This is a genomic window from Chryseobacterium sp. 2987, assembly GCF_031456375.1.
GTDB classification, from domain to species: Bacteria; Bacteroidota; Bacteroidia; order Flavobacteriales; family Weeksellaceae; genus Chryseobacterium; species Chryseobacterium vaccae.
The window spans coordinates 506,265-523,052 of sequence record NZ_JAVDUN010000001.1 but is presented as its reverse complement, the minus strand read 5'-3'; the positions used below and the strand labels follow the sequence as shown (position 1 = coordinate 523,052).

Genomic DNA, 16,788 nt, shown 5'->3' with positions numbered 1-16,788 from the left:
TGTAGATTTTTATTGATGTAAAATGAATGTACAGACATCAGGCAGACTGCTTTTTCTGTTCCTGTTTTTTTGCTTGTCTTGCCCAGTATTCTTTCTGGTATTGCCTTACCGTCTTTCCGGTTCCGTCATGTCTCCATCCCGGAGAATTGAAGATATAGTTGATTCTGTCTGTAAATGTAAGGCCAGGCTGCCGGAGATCTTTCCATATTTTCCTCCATTCATAGAACAGAACCGTGTCCGCTCTATTATCCGGCATTTTCGGATAAATACCAAATTTTACGGGCACATTAGGATCTTCTTTTTCAAAAGTTCCAAAGATTTTATCCCAGATGATCAGACACATTCCCATATTCTTATCCAGATACTTGATATTGCAGGCATGATGAACCCGGTGATGAGAAGGGGTAACCAGAATATATTCCAGGAAGCCCATACTTTTTACGGTCTGGGTATGCACCCAGGTTCCATATACCTGCCCGATAGCATACGCAACCATGATGTGCCATGGATTAAATCCTAAAAATGCCAGCGGAGAAAAATATAAATATCGGTAAAGCGGCTGTAGAACAGGACTTCTGAACCCGGTTGTAAGATTAAAGAATTCTGAATTGTGATGCGTGATATGAACCGCCCAGAATGCTCTTGAGCGATGATCTACATAATGCAGTACATAATAGGCAAAATCTGTTATCACAAAGCAGATGAGCCAATACCATAGTGTAAAATCCCATGAGAAAAGCCTGTGGCTGTAAAAGAAAAACATGACTCCCATGGCGAAAGCCTTCATGATCAGATCCAGACCAAAATTCATCAGGGCAAGATAGACATTGGTAGCAACATCTTTCCCGCTATACAATTTAGCTTCTGAAACGTGGCTGTAGATCATTTCGGCCAAAATAACAGCGGCATGCAACGGAATTGCCCATGCGTATACACTTTCAAGACCGTCTTCATTCATTAAAAAGTCCATCATCACGTATTACTTTAATACAAAGGTAGGACTTTAAGAAATTTTTAAGAGAAATTTTCGATTTTTTAAGGAAATTTTAATCGGCTGTTTTATTGGCCAATTGTCCGCAGGCTGCATCAATATCGCCGCCACGGCTTTTTCTGATCATAACGGTAATTCCGGCATTTTCTAACTGACGAACATAATTCTCTTCCGCTTGCTTGTTGCACTGGTCATATTTTCCGTCTCCGATTGGATTGTACTGGATCAGGTTTACTTTAGAAGGAACCTGTCTGCAATACCTGATCAAGGCTTTAATATCTTCATCTCCGTCATTGATGCCTTTCCATACACAATATTCGAAAGTAATCACGGAACCTGTTTTCTGGTACCAGTACTGAAGCGCTTCCATAATGTCCGTTAATGGAAATTTATCTGAGAAAGGCATGATCTCATTACGCTTTGATTCGATTGCTGAGTGAAGGGACAAGGCCAATTTCACACGCAGTTCGTCATCAGCAAGCATTTTGATCATTTTCGGAATTCCGGATGTAGAAACGGTAATTCTTCTTGGAGACATTCCCAAACCTTCAGGCTGGGTAATTTTTCTGATCGCTTCCACCACATTTTTGTAGTTCATCATCGGCTCTCCCATTCCCATGAATACGATATTGGAAAGCGGTCTGTCGAAATACATTTTACTTTGACTGTCAATCAGGGCAACCTGATCTACAATTTCGGCTACTTCAAGATTTCTCATTCTTTTCAGTCTTGCCGTAGCACAAAATTCGCAGTTTAGCGAGCAGCCTACCTGTGAAGATACACAGGCGGTAGTTCTTGTTTCGGTTGGAATAAGAACAGATTCCACCAATAATCCATCATGGAGTTTTACCCCATTCTTGATGGTTCCGTCAGAACTTCTTTGAAGCTGGTCTACAGAAACCGGATTAATGGTATATTCTTCGGAAATTCTTTCGCGAAGGGTTTTCGAAAGATTCGTCATTTCATCAATCGAATGGAGGTTTTTACTCCATAGCCAGTCGTAGACCTGTTTCGCACGAAACGGTTTTTCTCCCAAAGACACAAAGTAGTCTTTAAGCTGGTCTAATGATAATGTACGGATATCTTTCAAAATAGGGTTGATTATAGATTTTAAATTATAAATTTTAGATTAAAATCCCTTCCGGAGGTTAGAACCTAATCTAAAATTTATAATCTATAATTTAAAATTAATTACAAAATAAGCATTGCATCACCGTAAGAATAGAATTTATACTTTTCTTTTACGGCTTCTTCATAAGCGTGCATCACGAAATCTCTTCCGGCAAATGCAGCAATCATCATTAGTAATGTAGATTTTGGGGTGTGGAAATTCGTAATCATTGAATTGGCTACTCCAAAATCGTGAGGCGGATAAATGAATTTATTAGTCCAGCCATTGAAAGCAGAGATTTTTTTATTGGAAGAAACAGATGTTTCCAATGCTCTCATCGTAGTGGTACCCACTGCACATACTCTTCTGTGAGCATCTACAGCTTTATTAATGATGTCAGCATTTTTCTCGTCAATGATGATCTCTTCAGATTCCATTTTATGCTTAGAAAGATCTTCTACTTCAATTGGGTTGAATGTTCCCAAACCAACGTGAAGGGTAACTTCAGCAAAGTTGATTCCTTTGATCTCCAGTCTTTTCATCAAATGTCTGGAGAAATGCAATCCTGCCGTAGGTGCAGCAACAGCTCCTTCTACTTTTGCATAGATGGTTTGGTATCTCTCTGCATCTTCAGGCTCTACTGCTCTTTTGATGTATTTTGGAAGTGGAGTTTCTCCTAATTCTTTCAATTTAGTTCTGAATTCATCATAAGATCCGTCGAATAAGAATCTCAGAGTTCGTCCTCTTGAAGTGGTGTTATCAATTACCTCAGCAACAAGAGATTCATCTTCGGTAAAGAATAATTTGTTACCAATTCTGATTTTTCTTGCAGGATCTACCAATACGTCCCAAACTCTTGTTTCTTTATCAAGCTCTCTTAAAAGGAAAACTTCAATTTTAGCGCCTGTTTTTTCTTTATTTCCATAAAGACGTGCAGGGAAAACCTTGGTATTGTTAAAGATAAACAAATCATCCTCGTCAAAATAATCAACAACATCTTTAAACAGTTTATGCGAGATAGTCTCAGTTTTTCTGTCAAGAACCATTAATCTGGCTTCGTCTCTGTGCTCTGATGGGTGTTCTGCTAATAACTCCGCAGGAAGATCAAAATTAAAATCTGATGTTTTCATTTTTTAAATTACGGTTTAAAAATTATTGAAATTACAAGGTGTAATTTTCGGAGTGCAAATATACGACATTCAATACCCCTTTGTCAAGTATTATTTAAATTCAAATATAAAACCGTGATTTTACGGGAGTTTTGCATTGAAAAAAAGTCTATTTTAGCCCGGAATTAAAAACAGTTATGAAAAAATCTCCTTGTAAAATCTATTTTTTAAACAATCCTTACCCTGACGGGCATGAGATCATTGATTTTGTATGGAGCGGAAGAATAGATGATGATGAATTCGCTCAACTTAATTCTAAACACCACTGAAAAGAGTACAAATTATACCCAAAGAACAACACTAAAAAATTATATATCATTTAAATTTCAAAACATTATGAGCAAGTATTCAATTGAAGCATTTATTAATGAAACCAAAGAAAATCCACAACAGAGAGACTATTTTGAGCTGGAAACCAAGCACCTTCTGGAAATCAACCTGAATAATCAGGCAGTATGGACGAAGAAAGGAAGTATGGTAAGTTATGTGGGCAACATCAATTTTGAAAGACAGGGAATGCTGTCCGGAGGAATAGGAAATCTTTTAAAGAAAGCAATCAGCGGAGAAGGAGCCAAACTCATGAAGGCTGAAGGAACAGGGAAATTATATGTGGCAGATTCCGGAAAGAAAGTTCGTATCCTTTATCTGAACAATGAGTCAGTATGTGTAAACGGAAATGACGTTCTGGCCCATGAGCAAAGTGTAAAAAGTGATATTACCATGCTTAAAAGTGTTGCAGGAATGCTGGCTGGCGGACTTTTCCAGGTAAAGCTATCGGGAACGGGGCATATTGCCATAACCACTCACGGAGATCCTTTAACGTTATTGGTAACTCCTGATACTCCGGTGTTCACAGATCCTAATGCTACAGTAGCATGGTCCGGAAACCTGAGCCCTGAACTGAAAACCAATGTTTCATTAAAAAGCCTTATCGGAAGAGGAAGCGGTGAAGAATTCCAGATGAAGTTTTCAGGACATGGATGGGTACTGATTCAGCCTTATGAAGAAGTATATTATATGGAAAAATAATAACATAAATACTTATCTTTGAAGTAAGTAATTCTATGTTCATTTAAAAATACAGCCCTATGAAATATATCCTATCAGGATTTCTGCTGATGATGTTCAATACTGTTCATCCTCAGCTACAGAAAGTCGAAAAAGTAATTGATTCTTCTGTAAAAGAAGATAATTTTAACGGCTCTGTTTTATTGGCGAAAAATGGCAAAACTGAATTACTTACTTACAAAGGTTTCTCCAACAGGCATTACCAGATTCCATTTTCTGATGAAACCAGATTTCATATTTTTTCACTCACCAAAACCTTTACGGCAGCATTGATTATGCAGCTTTATGACCAAGGAAAAATAAATCTGGACTCCACCATTTCTACCTATTACCCGGAATACAAAGGGGAAGCCGCGAAAAAAGCCACTATCAGGAATCTTCTTACCTACAGCAGCGGAAGAGCCAATAAAGACATCAGTACACCGGAATTTATCCACCAGGCATATGATAATACAATATGGGAGCTGGATGATTTCATCAATACCTTCCTTTCTGAAAAACTGGTTAATGAGCCGGGAACTAAATTCAGCTACAACAACGGAGATTTTATTCTGCTCGGAAAGATCATTGAAAAAATTTACCATAAGCCGTTTGAAAAAGTTTTACAGGAACAGATCCTTACTCCTCTGAAAATGCAGAATACCGGCTTTCTTCATCATAATGACATTATTAAAAATATTGATGAAGGATATTCAGCAGATGAATCTGACCCCTTTTCGCTGCATATGCCAACGAATACCTACATTGACAATTTCTATTCTGCAGGAGCCATGTACTCCACCCCTAAGGATTTACAGATCTTTGACCAGGCTGTTTTTAATCATAAGCTGTTCAGCAAAAAATCACTGGATATCATGCTGACTGCTGATAAGAAGCTGGAAGATACAGCTCTTGGTTTCTGGGTGTATCCTAAAAAATTCGGTTCTGTTAACACGATATTTGCAGAGCGTCAGGGTGAAGGATATGGGCACAGCGCCAACTGGGTACATTTAGTAGATAAAAACCTCACTGTAATTATTTTATCGAATACCAAAGACATCAAATATCTGAATAAGATGAGAGAAAAAGTAATTGCAGCTTATTATGGTCAATAGCTGAAGGACTAGCTCTGGCTGCTTGTTTATTTTTTAGTTACCATTTTTATGCTATTATTCTCCAGTCTTTGAACCAGTAGCCCCCACTCCATCGCTGTCTGCAAAAGTTTTAATATATTTAGAAAAAAAATAGATGGACAATCATACTTCCCGCAGAAACTTTATTAAAACAGCTGCTCTGGCAAGCTTTGGTGCTTTAGTTCTGCCCAATTCGTTATTTGCCTATTCCAATGATTTTAAAACAGATAAAAAAGTTCGCGTAGGATTTATTGGCGTAGGACTTCGCGGACAGGAACATGTAAAATTGCTGGCAAAACGTAATGATGTAGAAATTGTAGCGTTTGCAGATCCGGATAAAAGAATGCTTGCCGCTTCTCAAAAGATATTAAAAGACAATAACAAATCAGCTGCTCAGGAGTATTCTAACGGTGACTATGATTATCGGAATCTCTTAAAATTAAAAACAATAGATGCTGTTGTTATTGCTACTCCATGGGAATGGCATCTTCCTCAGGGTGTAGAAGCGATGCGTGCTAAAAAGATTGTTGGCATGGAGGTTTCAGGAGCCATAAAACTTCAGGACTGCTGGGAGTTTGTAAAAGTATATGAGGAAACAAAAGTTCCTATTTTCATGATGGAAAATGTCTGTTACCGCAGAGATATCATGGCCATTCTGAATATGGTTCGTAAGGGAATGTTCGGAGAGCTGGTTCATGGAAGAGGCGGATATCAGCATGATTTAAGAGGTGTTCTTTTCAATGACGGGGTTACTCCTTACAATTCCGGGGCTGAATTCGGAGATAAAGGTTTCAGTGAAGCGAAATGGAGAACGGAACATTATGTAAAGCGTAACGGAGAATTATATCCTACCCATGGATTAGGTCCGGTTGCCATGATGATGGACATCAACCGCGGGAACCGTCTGACAAGGCTTTCTTCATTCTCTTCAAAGTCTGTAGGGCTACATAAATATATTACAGAACATGCTAAAGGAGGAGAAAATCATCCGAATGCCAAGGTAAAATTCAACCAGGGAGATATTGTAACCACTCAAATTGCATGTGCTAATGGAGAAACGATCCTTTTAACCCATGACACCAGCTTACAGAGACCTTATGATTTAGGCTTCAGAGTACAGGGAACTGAAGGATTATGGCAGGATTTCGGCTGGGGAGATTTTAACCAGGGGCATATTTATTTTGAAAAAACAATGAACCACAGCCATCGCTGGGAGAATACGGAAAAATGGATGAAAGAATATGACCATCCTATGTGGAAGAAGTTCGAAAGTACAGCTGCCGGAGCCGGACATGGCGGAATGGATTTCTTTGTGATGAATACTTTTATTGAATGTATCAAACGAAATATAGAATTCCCGATGGATGTTTATGATCTTGCGTTATGGTATTCTATCACTCCGCTGAGTGAAGAATCTATTGCCAAAGGAGGACAAGTGGTAGATATCCCTGATTTCACCAACGGAAAATGGAAAACCCGTAAACCTGTATTTGGAATGACTGATGAGTTCTAAAAAAGCACTGCTCATATTAGCTGGCGGATTAGGAAGCCGTTACAAAGGACTGAAACAGGTAGACGGAATATTCGATAACGGATCTCCTATTTTGGAGTACTCTATCTACGATGCGCTGGAAGCCGGCTTTCGGAAAATCGTTATTATTGTCAATAAACTGATTCCCCAAAGTTATATTGACCGGCTCAACAACATTTCTGAAACCAAAAATTTTGAGCTCCACTGGATATATCAGGAAATCAACAGTATTCCGTTACAGGGCTTCGATTATCCTGCGCGTGAAAAACCATGGGGGACTGCCCACGCTGTTCTTTGCGCCAAATATACAATACAGGAACCCTTCGTAATGATCAATGCGGATGATTTTTATGGAAAGGAAGCTTATCAGCTGGCTGCTGATGAAATTGACCACCATCATATTTCAGAATCGCAGTTCGGAATGGTTGCCTATCCTGTAGGCACAACATTAAGCGGCCATGGAGCAGTAGCGAGAGGAGTATGTACACTGGATCCTGAACATTACCTGATTAGCGTAGAAGAACAGACTTCCATTCAAAAACTCAACGGTTCCATTATTTATAACGAGAACGGAGAGAATATACAGTTATCCCCCGATACCCTTGTATCTATGAATTTTTTCATTTTCAATCCACATATTTTCTGCTTTCTGGAGACTTACTTTTATGATTTCATAGAATCTGAGCCGGGACCCGGCCAGGAATTTTATATTCCTTCCGCAGTTCAGAGATTGATAGATGAAAAGGAAATAAAGGTCCTGGTAAAGGCTTCCCCTTCACAATGGATGGGAGTTACGTATGCTGATGACAAAAAGAATATTAAGGATTTTCTGCTATCGGAGATTCGAAACAACAGATACCCGGAAGATTTATGGAAATAAATGATATTGTAACTCAATTTATAGGAACGAAAAATTATACCCTCTCTCCTATCAATGACGGCCTGATCAATACCACTTATCTTTTAGAGGATTCAGACCGCAAGAAAAAATTTATCCTGCAAAAGATCAACCATCATGTTTTCAAACAACCTGAGATGATTATCAGCAACCATTTAGCAGTTAATCAGCTTCTGGAAAACGGGAATTATCCATTACAGCTTATCATTCCAATCCCCTCTTTAAACGGAAATTTTATTGCAAAAGATCAAGAAGGCGGATCATGGAGAATGACCGGTTTTATAGAAGATACGACAACTTTTTTCAGGATTCCGGATGCAGAAACAGCGTATGCATCAGCAAAAGCAATAGGTTGTTTCCTCAATACCATCAATACCGGAAACATTCCTGAAATCCGAACTCCGCTTCCTGATTTTGTTAATTTTGAAAAAAGGATTTCAGATTACAAGATTGCTTTACATAAAACGGAAAGCACTTTGATAAAAACTGCTTCTGCTGAAATTGAAACCACCAATCAGCTTCTTCCATTTCCCCAACAATGGATTGATATGGAAAGCAGCGGTTCCCTTCCCAAAAGGATTATTCACGGAGATCCGAATGTAAGAAATATCCTCTTCAAGAATTCCAAACCTTTAGCTATTATTGATCTGGATACGATCATGATTTCTACTTTATTGTATGATTTCGGAGATATAGCCAGATCATACACCAATACTACAGTTGAAGATGACGGAACAGCCACAGACAATTTCAATGCAGAAATATACGAAGCTGTAAAAGAAGGTTTTTTATCTGATTTAAAAGAAAAACTGGTTCCTGAAGAAATTAATAATCTGGATTACGCGGCACAGGTTGTCATTTACATTCAGGCCGTGCGCTTTTTGACGGATTACCTTAATGGGAGTACTTATTATTCCATACAATATCCTGAACATAATCTGGACAGAACAAAAAATCAGCTGGAGCTGTTGAAAGGATTAAGGAAATACTTAAATGGTAATTGATTTCTGTCTTTCGCTGAATGTTGGACCATAAAGGCTACAACTTTACACTTTAGTAGAAGTAAGTTTAAAAGCTTTGTGCATAAAAGTTCACTTAAGCTTTTAAAAATCTACGATTTTTATGTATTTGACAGTGTGAAATTTTATCGTAAATAAAATCATTGCGACTTATACCCATAAAGCTGGTGAAAAAATAGCGCCTGTGCCAAACCCCAACAAAAACATATAAATAAAAAAACTGTGTAATCTACACGATCTGTGGGAAACAGAAATGAATGTTGGAAAACGCCAAAGGACGCAAGGATTTTGACCTATTATGCTGTCTTTAAGACGCAAGAAAATCAAAGATTTTCAGCAAGTTTGTATACAAAATATTCAGATCAAATTTTATTGGAGATAAAATCATTGCGCCTTATTTATACGGCCTCAAAAATTATTTTGCGGCTTTGCGAATTCCAGCAAGAAAATCGGCAGAATCCGTGACATCTACGAGAGATAAAAACTATTTCAGGAAATCCAGAATTTTCGTCCATTCCCCTAATTTTTTCTCAAAAGATATCGTGTGAAGCGGGCTGGTAGATGGCAGTAAAAAGATTGGCAACCTATAGTTTTTCCCTAATAATTTCTGTAAGTTTTTGTAGGATTTCCCACCATTGCAGAAAATAGCTTTAACGTTTGGATATTCTTCCAGAAGTTCGGCAATCTGATTAGCTTCTTCATTTCTGATCTCAGAATCCAGGCTCCCTTTTCTTTCACAGGAATCAATGACATCCCAAAGAGCGATGTGATGTTTCTTCAGAATCTCAGTTCTTTTAGTATAGCTTTCTGTAACCTCTTCATTCAGCAGTTCAAAGATAATTTTCCAGAATTTGTTTTGCGGATGAGCATAATATTGTTGTTTCTCCAGAGATTTCACACCGGGAATTGAGCCTAAAATTAAAATTTCAGATTGGTTATCAATAAGGGGTAAAAATGAGGAAATACGGTTTTGCATATTCAAATATATAAATTTTGGCTAAAGCCTTTAGATTTTTTCAATATAAAAAAAGCGGGCTAAAGCCCGCTTGTATTGATCTATTACAATGTTTCTTTCAACCAGTCGAAGAATTCTCTCTGCCATACCAATCCGTTTTGTGGATGAAGTACCCAGTGGTTTTCATTCGGGAAATATACCAGTTTAGATTTTAATCCTTTTAATTTCGCAGCCTGGAAAGCTTCCTGCCCCTGCTCGTAAGGTACACGGAAATCAATTCCACCCTGAACAATCATGATAGGCTTGTTCCATTTATCTACAAAATTGCTTGGATTGAATTCTGTGTATGCTTTTGGCTGTGGTTTTTCCCATGGAGAACCGATGTCCCAGTTGGCAAACCAAAGTTCTTCCGTTGTCAGATACCATGATTTCATATCAAATAATCCATCGTGTGCGATGAATGTTTTGAATCTGTTTTCGTGGATTCCTGCTAACATGAATACGCTGTACCCTCCATAGCTTGCTCCTACTGCTGCTACTCTGTCTCCGTCTACGTATGGTAATGTTTTTGCGTAGTCTGTTGCTGCCAGATAATCTCTCATTGGCTGTCCGCCCCAGTCTTTTGAGATATCTTCATTCCATTTTGTTCCCCATCCCGGCATTCCTCTTCTGTTAGGTGCTACTACGATGTAATCGTTGGCTGTCATTAAGGCAAAGTTCCATCTAACGCTGAAATATTGTGTCAATGCAGATTGCGGACCTCCCTGACAATATACCAGTGTGGGATATTTTTTATTCGGATCGAAGTTCGGTGGATAGTGAAACCATACTCCCATTTCTTTACCATCGGAAGTTTTCACCATTTTAAGTTCAGATTTTCCCTGAGCCAGCTTTGCATAAGCATCTTTGTTCGCTTCGGTAACCTGCTTCATTTCTCCATTTTTAACATTAACAGAGAATAATTCCGTGGCGTGGTTTACGTCTGTTCTTCCTACTAAAAGTGAAGTTTTATTATCAGTGAAAATTTCGTTAACATCGAAATCTCCTTTGGTAATCTGCTGTACTTTTGCCAATTTAGAATCTAATGAGAAAAGCTGTTTTGTTCCTCTGTATGCGGCTGTAAAGTAGATTGTTTTTGAATCTGCTCCCCAAAGAACATCTCCGGAAACACTTTCATCCCAGGCTGCTGTTAGATTCGTTGTTTTCCCGGTTTTCCAATCCATGATTTTTACATCATTTTTATCCGCTTCATAACCGTCTCTGGCCATGCTCTGCCAGATTAAAGATTTACCATCCGGACTGAATTTAGGGTTTACATCATAGCCTTTATTGGATTCTGTAAGGTTTTTAGTAGTCCCTGAAGCCATATCATAGGCAAAGATATCTGTATTGGTACTTGTTGCATATTCTTTACCGCTTTTAGGTTTTGTAACGTATAAAAGCTGTGCAGAATCCGGGCTCCAGATAAAATCTTCAGCTCCACCGAAAGGTCTCTGGGGAGAATCCCATGTCTTCCCTTCCAATAGATCTTTTGCACCGTCTACTTTATCAGAAGTATTAACAACAAATACGTGGTTGTATTTTCCTTCATTGAAGTAATCCCAATGTCTGTGATTCAGATCGGTGTATACCTGAGCAGTTGTTTTTGGGGTATCGGCATATTTATCTTTCCCCATTAATTTCTCCACTAAAACCTGCTTACTAAAAGCAATTCTTTTCCCGTCCGGAGAAATAACAATATTATCAACCTCTCCGATAGTATAAAATTCACTCCATGTTTTTCCGGCATCTTTTGAAAGGTAGATTTTGTCTCCTTCCTGAGCATAGATTCCATTTTTATCCCATTGGATCAAAGATTTTTTACCGAAATCGATTTTGGAAGACTGATGATTAAGAACGTTCAGAAAATAGTTCTCACTTTTTGTTTTTTCTGTTTTCAGATCTACCTGCCCTACTTTATAAATAAGGGAAGCCTGATCCGGTGAAACTGCCTGTACTCCAACTTTTTTCAAAGTCCAAAGAATTTCAGGCGTCATTACTTGTTGTGCATTCATTAAGAGCGGAGCTGCTAGAGCCAGCAGACTGTACTTAAGTTTCATATGTTGATATTCATTTTTAACGGATGTGTACTCATGTTAATTCATACATTCCTATTATTAAATTCAAAGATTGCCAAAGTTAGTACTTAAAATAAAGATTAACGAAATAATTAACATTAAAATTAGGACTATCGTGAAATCAGGATGGAAGATGGAAGAAGGAGGCTGGAAGTTACTTTCGGTTATAGATATTGAAGGTCACTGTAAAATCAAATTATCTTAAAATAGTTCAACACTTATTTTGGGTTGCTTTCATAGCTTCTCTTTTTCAGCATCCTGCTTCAACCCCGTCTAAAAACACCTGAGTACTCTTACCGTTTCCAACAAAAAAGTCCGCCGGCATTACACCAGCGGACTTTATAACTTTATTTGAATCAATTAATCTCCATCTGAGAACATTGAATTGGCCAAAGAGGTGACGATTGATAAGAGTATACTAAAGATAAATGCCCACCAGAAGCCATCTACCACCATACTGTTTATAAAGTAATCCGCAATAAGGATAATGGCTGCATTAATAACCAATGCAAAGAATCCTAACGTGATAATAGTCAGTGGAAGTCCGAATAAGCTTAAAATAGGCTTAACAAATATGTTCAGGACTCCCAGTACAATAGCAAAAATAATGGCTGAAGAAAATCCTTCAAAATGTACTCCCGGTAAAATTTTCGTTAAAAGATAGGCAACTATTGCCGTTACGAACAATCGGATAATTAAGTTCATATCGTAAATTTTTAATGTTTATGGGGGATATGGAGCAAAAGCTATTCCATTCCGGTTAAAGAAATTCTGTAAACCCTTTTATTCAGGGATTTTTTTTATGATCAGGGATTATTTTATTTTCATCATCGTAACCAATGAAGTAGCCACATGACTTTCTGAATCACCGCTTTCATTCTGAACATAAATTTCGGTTCTGACTACAATAATCTTCCCACCACCTTTGATTACATAAGATTTTGAAACAAGGGCATCACCGATAGCCGGACGCAGGTAATTCACCTTCAGCTCCACCGTAACCACATAACAGTCTTCCGGATAATGGCTTACCGAGGCATATCCCGAGGAAACATCCACCAATGAAGCAATCATGGCCCCATTGAACATTCCTGCTTTTCGGGTCATCATGTCCATTTTAGGAATTTTAATGGACACGAAATCCGTTTCCACCTCCAGCAGTTCTGCTTTATAGAATTTTAAAGTTTCTGAACGGCTGAAGCTGTCGGTCATGAGTTTCTTTTTCTCTGGTGTCATTATCTTTTTAATTTGATGTAAATTTAAAGATAGATTTAAAAATAATCAATTGTGGAAATATTAATTTAAAAAATCTGGAATTACAGAAATAAAAACTAGGGCTTTTGTGTCTGTTGTAATTGAAAGAATTCCCCACAGATTCCACGAATTTCACGAATGTTTGTTGATATTTTTCTCTTACAGATTGAGCAGATTTCTTTAGATTCAGAATATTATATTGGGACACGCAAAGCCGAAAAATGATTTTTCATACTACATAAATAAGACGCAAGGATTTTATTTGCGATAAAATTTGACACTGTAAAGCTTGCTGAAAATCTCTGATTTTCTTGCGTCTTAAAAGCAAGCATAGTTATTTAAAATCCTTGCGCCCTTTAGCGTCTTCCAACCTATTTAACAGCAATTTAAAGCTTGTATACAAACATCTGTAAATCTGAGATAAATCGTTCGCAGATTTGCAGATGTTTATGTTATAATCAAAACGTTATAGTTTTGGAAACCTATAACGTTTATAGTTGCATTTTTCATGACATATTAGAAAAAGATCTGCGTAATCTGCAAAACCTGCGAGAGAATTATTTTACGATCTCAAATAAAGCAGATTGATCATATTTATTAATAAAATAAATTAGTTAAGCTGTACCTGAAAGTCATCGGTTAAGGATAGAATACCTTCTGCCAGACCTTCCGGATGCGCAGTGAAGCCTTTAAGCTTTGAAGTTTTTCCTTTTACAACCAGATCCATCAATTGTTTATCTGAAAGCTTCTTCCCAAAAATTTCAAAACTAATTTTAAAACCGCAGTTTTTGAAGTCGGAACAACCGACTGCTGTTTTCCCTTTCATCAGGGTATGGTCTTTACATTTCGGGCATTTTGTTTCCTCCCAGGACTGAAGTTCTTTTTTCTGTGCAGGTTCTCTTTTTTTCTTTTCCTTTACTTCTTCTTTCTCTTCTTCCTGCAGGGTAATCACTTTTCCTTTTCCGTAGACTACTTTTGCAGTCAGCTCTGTTACCATCTGGATCAGTTCTTCTTTAAAAAGATTGGCTTCATATTCCCCTTTCTCAATTTTACGGAGTTTTGACTCCCATTCTCCGGTTAATTCCGGGCTCTTTAAAAGCTCGTCTTCGATGGTGTCAATCAGTTGGATTCCGGTTTGGGTTGCAATCAGGTTTTTCCTCTTCTTTTCAATGTATTTTCTTTTGAAAAGGGTTTCAATAATGTTGGCCCGGGTAGATGGTCTCCCGATTCCGTTATTTTTTAATAATTCCCGAAGTTCTTCATCTTCTACCTGTTTTCCAGCCGTTTCCATTGCTCTTAGCAGGGTTGCTTCCGTATAAGGTTTTGGAGGTGAAGTTTTCCCCTGGTGGATCATAGGATCGTGAGGGCCTGTTTCACCAGCAATAAATTCAGGGATAGTCTGTTCTTCTTCCTTTTCTTTTTCTTTATCTGTAGGATCTTCTTTGAGTTCTTTTGAATAAACAGCTCTCCATCCCGGTTCCAGAATCTGCCTTCCGCTGGTTTTGAAAGGGATGGTTCCTACTTTTCCTTCTACTAAAGTATTTGAAATTTTACATTCAGGGTAGAAAACGGCAATAAAACGTTTGGCAATCAGGTCATAGATTAGTTTTTCTTCCCTGCTCAGGTTTTGAGAAGGAGGAATTTCGGTAGGGATAATCGCATGGTGATCCGTCACTTTTGTATCATCAAAAACAGCTTTTGATTTGGGAATAGGGGCTTCAAGCAATGGGGCAATCAAATCCTGATAAGGATACATTTTCTGAAGGATACCTTCTATTTTCGGATATAAACTTTCGGATAGATAAGTGGTATCAACACGCGGATAAGTCACATGCTTTTTTTCGTAAAGACTCTGAATATAATTCAATGTATTTTCTGCAGAATAGCCGTATTTTTTGTTGGCTTCTACCTGAAGTCCGGTCAGGTCAAAAAGTCTTGGGTTCTTTTCCTTCCCTTCTTTAATTTCAAAGGAAACGATTTCAAAGGGATTAACCTTAAGATATTCCAATCCTTTTTCGGCACGCTCCAAAGTTTTTAAACGGTCAATGGCAGCATTGAAAATAACATCTCTGTATTTTGTTTTAAGCTCCCAGTATTCTTCTGTGGTAAAGGCATCAATTTCTTTCTGACGCTGTACCAGCATGGCTAATGTTGGGGTCTGCACTCTTCCGATAGAAAGAACGGCTTTATTTCCGCCAAATTTTTTAGTAAAAAGCCTTGTTGCGTTAATTCCCAGTAACCAATCTCCGATGGCTCTGGCATTTCCGGCAAGATACAGGTTCTTATAATCTTCGGCAGGTTTCAGGCTTGCAAAACCTTCTTTAATGGCTTCTTCCGTTAGTGAAGATATCCATAAACGCTGAATAGGTTTGTTACATTTTGCCTTCTGCAATACCCATCGCTGGATGAGTTCTCCCTCCTGCCCGGCATCCCCGCAGTTAATGACCTCATCACATTCCTCAACTAATTTTTCAATTACTTTAAACTGGTTTTCAACGCCTTTATTCGGGATTAGCTTTATGCCAAAACTGTTGGGAATAATTGGCAGCAGAAATAAATTCCAGGATTTATATTGAGGACCGTAATCGTGAGGTTCTTTCAGGGTACAAAGATGTCCGAACGTCCATGTCACGCAATAGCCGTTCCCTTCCATATAGCCTTGTTTAGGCGTAGTAGCGCCCAATACTTTGGCAATATCTCTGGCAACACTGGGTTTCTCGGCAATACATAATTTCATGAACTCGGGTTTATTGAAGGAGTGCAAAAATCGGGATTTTTTTTGACTTTAGCTAATTTTGTTAAACATCAACAGCTAATAATTCACAGCCAAAATGCAGAGGAATCTCTTCTGCTGATATGTAAGAGAATTCGGTCTCAAACAAAGAAAAAATATATTCTTAATATTGGAGGTAAAATGAATTTGTATCTATTTTTTTGCCGCTAATGCACGAATAATTTTGGATAACTTTTTTATTAGCTCTCTGATTTTGCAGAGCATGCAGAATGTTTTATATATTGTTGTTTTGTTGGGCGCAATTTGTTTTTTTATATCGGATAAATAAAGCGCTAGGATTTTATCTCCGATAAAATTGTATACCACATAATCAAGCCTAAATCTTGCTAAAAATTTTTGATTTTTTTGCGCCTTAAAAGCAGCATAACAACAACATCTACTTTTAACTAATTCTCATAAATTTCAATTTATTTTATGTTTTTCATAACCTTAATTATTAATGAAAATGAATGAAATTTGATTAAAATAAAATTTAACAAGCAGTTATTCTTTTATAATATTGAAAAAAATAAAAACATAAATAACTAATATACAATCAATTAAATTATTAACAATAAATTAATATTTAAAAACCCTACTTTTTTAGTGGACTAATAAAAATTATATTATATATTTGCAAACGTATTCAGGAAATAAAACAAAATGAAGGCAGAATTAAAAAATAATTCAATAACGAAACATAGCATCAAAAAAATGATGATGTGGATCTGTATGCCTATACATCAGGAATATTGTGGATGACCTTAACTTTATATGACATATTTTTTAA

At 37.5% G+C, this 16,788-nt stretch carries 14 protein-coding genes; 6 read left to right on the top strand and 8 right to left on the bottom strand.

What is annotated here, in order from left to right:
* Positions 1–37: 37 nt before the first annotated feature.
* The 3 genes from J2Y40_RS02370 to queA form a co-directional block, all read right to left on the bottom strand.
* Positions 38–973 carry a sterol desaturase family protein gene (locus tag J2Y40_RS02370; protein WP_153394022.1) on the bottom strand — a complete coding sequence of 312 codons (936 nt, stop codon included), beginning with the start codon at positions 971–973 and terminating at the stop codon, positions 38–40.
* A gap of 73 nt (positions 974–1,046) precedes the next feature.
* The gene (rlmN, locus tag J2Y40_RS02365) at positions 1,047–2,081 is read right to left on the bottom strand and encodes a 23S rRNA (adenine(2503)-C(2))-methyltransferase RlmN (protein WP_153394024.1); all 1,035 of its coding nucleotides are present in this window, start codon (positions 2,079–2,081) and stop codon (positions 1,047–1,049) included.
* Positions 2,082–2,182: 101 nt separating this feature from the next.
* The gene (gene queA / locus J2Y40_RS02360) at positions 2,183–3,232 is read right to left on the bottom strand and encodes a tRNA preQ1(34) S-adenosylmethionine ribosyltransferase-isomerase QueA (RefSeq protein WP_153394026.1); all 1,050 of its coding nucleotides are present in this window, start codon (positions 3,230–3,232) and stop codon (positions 2,183–2,185) included.
* A 176-nt stretch (positions 3,233–3,408) separates the two neighbouring features.
* On the opposite strand from queA, the gene J2Y40_RS02355 reads away from it, so the two are divergent.
* From J2Y40_RS02355 to J2Y40_RS02330, 6 genes are all read left to right on the top strand, one after another.
* Positions 3,409–3,540, top strand: coding sequence for a hypothetical protein (locus J2Y40_RS02355; protein ID WP_309996517.1), 132 nt, complete (start codon positions 3,409–3,411; stop codon positions 3,538–3,540).
* 67 nt (positions 3,541–3,607) lie between these two features.
* Positions 3,608–4,300: an AIM24 family protein gene (locus tag J2Y40_RS02350; RefSeq protein WP_153394028.1), complete on the top strand. Its 693-nt coding sequence runs from the start codon at positions 3,608–3,610 to the stop codon at positions 4,298–4,300.
* A gap of 59 nt (positions 4,301–4,359) precedes the next feature.
* Positions 4,360–5,433 carry a serine hydrolase domain-containing protein gene (locus J2Y40_RS02345; protein ID WP_309996511.1) on the top strand — a complete coding sequence of 358 codons (1,074 nt, stop codon included), beginning with the start codon at positions 4,360–4,362 and terminating at the stop codon, positions 5,431–5,433.
* Positions 5,434–5,566: 133 nt separating this feature from the next.
* Entirely contained in the window at positions 5,567–6,964 is a 1,398-nt protein-coding gene (locus J2Y40_RS02340) for a Gfo/Idh/MocA family protein (protein WP_153394032.1), read from the top strand.
* Positions 6,954–7,862 carry a sugar phosphate nucleotidyltransferase gene (locus J2Y40_RS02335; RefSeq protein ID WP_309996507.1) on the top strand — a complete coding sequence of 303 codons (909 nt, stop codon included), beginning with the start codon at positions 6,954–6,956 and terminating at the stop codon, positions 7,860–7,862. The genes J2Y40_RS02340 and J2Y40_RS02335 overlap by 11 nt, the downstream gene beginning before the upstream one ends.
* A complete protein-coding gene (locus tag J2Y40_RS02330; RefSeq protein ID WP_309996503.1) occupies positions 7,853–8,884 on the top strand; it encodes an aminoglycoside phosphotransferase family protein in 1,032 nt (343 codons plus the stop codon). The genes J2Y40_RS02335 and J2Y40_RS02330 overlap by 10 nt, the downstream gene beginning before the upstream one ends.
* A 499-nt stretch (positions 8,885–9,383) precedes the next feature.
* Here the strand turns inward: J2Y40_RS02330 and J2Y40_RS02325 are convergent, their stop codons facing one another.
* The 5 genes from J2Y40_RS02325 to J2Y40_RS02305 all read right to left on the bottom strand — a co-directional run bounded on the left by J2Y40_RS02325 (position 9,384) and on the right by J2Y40_RS02305 (position 15,962).
* Positions 9,384–9,875, bottom strand: a complete 492-nt coding sequence (locus J2Y40_RS02325) for a DNA-deoxyinosine glycosylase (RefSeq protein WP_153394038.1) — start codon at positions 9,873–9,875, stop codon at positions 9,384–9,386.
* 83 nt (positions 9,876–9,958) lie between these two features.
* Positions 9,959–11,953, bottom strand: a complete 1,995-nt coding sequence (locus J2Y40_RS02320; protein WP_153394040.1) for a S9 family peptidase — start codon at positions 11,951–11,953, stop codon at positions 9,959–9,961.
* A gap of 378 nt (positions 11,954–12,331) precedes the next feature.
* A complete protein-coding gene (locus J2Y40_RS02315; protein WP_062696468.1) occupies positions 12,332–12,676 on the bottom strand; it encodes a phage holin family protein in 345 nt (114 codons plus the stop codon).
* 108 nt (positions 12,677–12,784) lie between these two features.
* Positions 12,785–13,207, bottom strand: a complete 423-nt coding sequence (locus J2Y40_RS02310; RefSeq protein WP_153394042.1) for a PaaI family thioesterase — start codon at positions 13,205–13,207, stop codon at positions 12,785–12,787.
* 628 nt (positions 13,208–13,835) lie between these two features.
* Complete coding sequence (locus J2Y40_RS02305; RefSeq protein ID WP_309996496.1) at positions 13,836–15,962, bottom strand: DNA topoisomerase 3; 2,127 nt, start codon at positions 15,960–15,962, stop codon at positions 13,836–13,838.
* Positions 15,963–16,788: the final 826 nt, after the last annotated feature.